The organism is Longimicrobium sp. (genome assembly GCF_036388275.1).
Taxonomy (GTDB): domain Bacteria; phylum Gemmatimonadota; class Gemmatimonadetes; order Longimicrobiales; family Longimicrobiaceae; genus Longimicrobium.
Map to the genome: position 1 here is coordinate 1 of NZ_DASVSF010000092.1, position 3,500 is coordinate 3,500.

The window sequence follows — 3,500 nt, forward strand, 5'->3', positions numbered from 1 at the left end:
CTCGAACACCACCTGGAAGAGCGGCATCTCTCCCGGGCCGCAGTCCGGCCGCAGCGCGCTCACCAGCCGGGCGAAGGGGAGGTCCTGGTGCGCGTACGCGCCGAGCGCGGCCTCCCGCACGCGCCCGAGGAGCGTGCGGAAGCCGGGTGACCCGGAAAGGTCGGTGCGGATCACCAGGGTGATGGCGAAGAAGCCGATCAGGTTCTCGATCTCGCGCCGCACGCGCCCCGCGACCGGCGTTCCCACGCAGACGTCGTCGTCGCCGTAGTGCGAAAGGAGCGCCTGGAGCCCGGCCAGGAGGGTCATGTAGAGGGTGCACCCCTCCTGGCGGCCGAGCGCCCGGAGCGCCGTCGACACCACGCCCTCCCCCGGCGGGCACGACGTATCCCACCAGGCGCCGGTCGCCCGGCGCGGCCTCGCGCACCAGCACCAGCGCTTCCCGCACGCCGGACGGCTGGAGGAGGGCGGCCTCGATCTCCGTCGGCTCGAGGCGGAAGCCGCGGATCTTGACCTGCTGGTCCACGCGCCCCAGGAACTCGATCTCTCCCCCGGGAAGCCGGCGCACGCGGTTGCCGGTGCGGTAAAAACCGAGCGGTTCCCCTTCGCTCCCCCGACCCCTGCTCAGCGGTTCACCGCCCGCCTCCCGTGGCAGTTGCAGCCGCTGCCGCTGCGGGGGAGGGCGCGATGATGTAACCGCCTGCCGGCTTGTTGATTGTAAGAGTGACTGTGTCGCTCTGCAGCCCTTCAGGATCTGTAGCTGTGATGTGGAGGGTGGTGAAGTTGTGCTTCGCGAACCGCGAGCAGTGCCGGAACCGGATGTCGCCCGACGTGCCGGCCCGCTCGTCGTCCTCGTTTACCTTCCGGTACGTACCGGTATTCCCCTCCGGGAACGACCATGCGATATCCAACCGCGAACCCGGGCCCAGGGTGTTGGCGGCGGTGAACGTGACGTAGATGTCGTACAAGCTGCCGGTGCCGGCCGTTGTTGTCTGGCATGAGTTCAGGCTCACGAACGCGGAGCGAGCGCTCTTGAGAATCGGCGGGCCGGTCACCATGAATCCGTTCAGTCCCTCTTGCGGGTGCCCGCCGTCTGTTTGGGCCCGGCACCCCTCGCCTCTTCCCGCAGTAGCGTAGAGTGCCACGATCTCGTAACCGAGTTCCCGCCGGATTTGCCCCACCGTCGCGAACGTGCGTGCCTCACCCTGAGCCGTCGACGTAAAGCGCCACAGCCCACTGTTGTTGACGTCGACAATCTCCAACCCGTCCATAGCTATCTGGATCTCGCCCCCGGTGAGCTGCGCTTCTTCGCCGGCCAGCTTGTCCATCAGCTCGAACGTCTCCTCCAGCAGGCGTGCGATAGCCTCCTGGCCTGCCGCGATCAGCGCCCGGCGCAGTACAGCCTTTTTTGCAAGCCGGCGCGCATCATCTAGTCCCTGGTAATACTCGCGGTAGTCTCCAATAGCCTCGCCCAGTTCCACCGCGTCGTCCAGGGCGCCTCGCGCGTTCACCATAGTCACGTAGGCGCGCAGTTCCGCGGTACGCCCGTTTTCGGGCACGCGGACGCGGCTGGGCTTCAGGCGCAGCCCCTTGGGATCGAAAAAACGGGGATGTAGGCTCTGTATGGCAACCGCGGTGTTCAGCCCGACCACTAGCGTATTCATCGTGAGCCCGATCCCGGCGGCAAGCTGCGCGTCGCGCCCCAGCAAAAGCGCTAGTGTGGGGAGCGCAAACTGAAAATAGCCCGCTGCCTCAAGCATGTCCTCTGTCATCTCCAGGTCGCGTCCCTTCTCGCGGCAGATCTGCGACAGGGACTCCGCTGTGGGAAGTGCCGTCAGTGCACCCGTGGGCACGAGTGCACGCGGGGGGCTCGTCGTGCCGGCGGGGCGGACGGCCAGCGCCGTGGACGGGGCCGCAAGCTGGGCAGTCTCCGTAGCGAACGAAACCGCGACACGCTGATATAGTCGTCGGTTGGATGCATAAAGACCCACGAGAATCTCGCGATTCTCGGCGCTCATGGTGGGTAGCAGAGCGCGCAGGGTCAACGCCGACTCACGCATCTTATCGAGCACCCCTGCGAGTTCCGGCGCCACAGAGGGATCGATCGCTTTTCGTGCGGCCAATGCATTTGCCTGCAGCGAGGCCAGCGTCTGGTCCAGTTCGGCGGCGGCGGTTTCGGTTGTTCCGCCCGGGTACTCCATCGAAAGCACCCGCAGCTGCAGGGTTGCCCTCGCGCCTCCAGCGGCCGAGGCTGGGAGGTGCACCGACACCGATCCACGGACGTCCGGCGGCACGATGAACAGGTGCGTGCCGCTGCTGGGGTCGTACGTCAGGGTTGTCTCGGTGCTGCCGACCTCGATGGCTACCTCGTCCACGGTGCTGGCCAGCCCGGTAACGGCGACCATCGCCAGCGGCGCCGCGTGTTCAGTGCTTAGCTCAATTCCAGAATGCGGCCCGGACAGTGCGGACTCGCATGCGGCCACGCCTGCCGCAAGGAGCGCGACCGCAACGACCGCGGTGAAGATGGATGGTTGGGTACGCGAGCGCATTAGAGCCTCACCATGCCAGGGACGATGTGTCGGACCGAGCGGGCGTCGGCCGCGCGACTGTCGAAGCACTGAGAACCCAAGTCATAGCCTGATTACTTAATATCGCAAACCATGAAGAAGTTCCACGTCAGAGGACCTGCCGCCATCGTCCCCATACGATGCGAGCGGACGGGCCGATTGCGAATCGCTCGCTAGCGCTGCACCGGCGAGCGTGGACCTAGGCGGGTGTAACGCAGTCCGGCGCAGCCCCGGTGCTCCTTGCGGACCGCACCGCGCAGGGGAGCGCCGGTTACGCGCCAGAGAGAACGTCCTTGAGCGTAGCGTGGCGGTCGGTGAGCGCCGTCAGCTCGCGGCGTACAGGGACAGTGATCAACTGTGCGGGGCCAGGCAGCTTCCAGACGGTAACCGGCTGCTAGATCCCCAAGTGCAGCGTGGGGGTTTCAACGTATTGGTGAGGTTGATGGTGAGTCAGGTGCGACTCGGCGCCATCCTTTGGCGCTGGAGGGCCTTCTCACATCAGAGGGGGCGTGTATGCGCGGTTGCCGCCGGGTCCGGCCCTGGTAGCGGCGTCGAACCACGGGGCCCGGACGAGAAGAGCTCCGCCACGGGCCGGTCCGGATCGGCCACGGCGCCCTCGAGCAGGGCCAGGTAGTCGCCGATCATCCGCTCGATCGTGGCCGAATCGAACAGCTCCGTCCGGTACACGAGGGAGCCGCCGACGTTCGTGCCGTCGTCGCTCATGGTCAGGCGCAGCTCGCTGCGGAGCGTCTGGCGGTCCTTCGGCGAGCGCCCGAGCGGGCTCGGCGCCACGGTCGGCAGCCGCAGCGTCTCCTGCCTGGCGCGGGCGTGCTCCAGCTCGAACACCACCTGGAAGAGCGGCATCTCTCCCGGGCCGCAGTCCGGCCGCAGCGCGCTCACCAGCCGGGCGAAGGGGAGGTCCTGGTGCGCGTACGC

The 3,500-nt window shown here is 67.2% G+C and carries 3 protein-coding genes; all 3 read right to left on the bottom strand.

All coding sequences use genetic code 11. From position 1 onward, the window contains the following. Positions 1 to 357 (bottom strand): condensation domain-containing protein (locus tag VF632_RS19175; RefSeq protein ID WP_331024547.1); only part of this gene is annotated, 357 nt, incomplete at its 3' end. A gap of 272 nt (positions 358 to 629) precedes the next feature. Continuing rightward, a complete protein-coding gene (locus tag VF632_RS19180) occupies positions 630 to 2,546 on the bottom strand; it encodes a hypothetical protein (protein WP_331024548.1) in 1,917 nt (638 codons plus the stop codon). Between the two features lie 516 nt (positions 2,547 to 3,062). Beyond that, on the bottom strand, positions 3,063 to 3,500 hold a 438-nt coding region (locus VF632_RS19185), incomplete at its 5' end, for a condensation domain-containing protein (RefSeq protein WP_331024549.1).

Coding starts and splice junctions, on each gene's coding strand:
- VF632_RS19180 (WP_331024548.1), bottom strand. CDS start 2,546: ATGCGCTCGCGTACCCAACCATCCATCTTCACCGCGGTCGTTGCGGTC.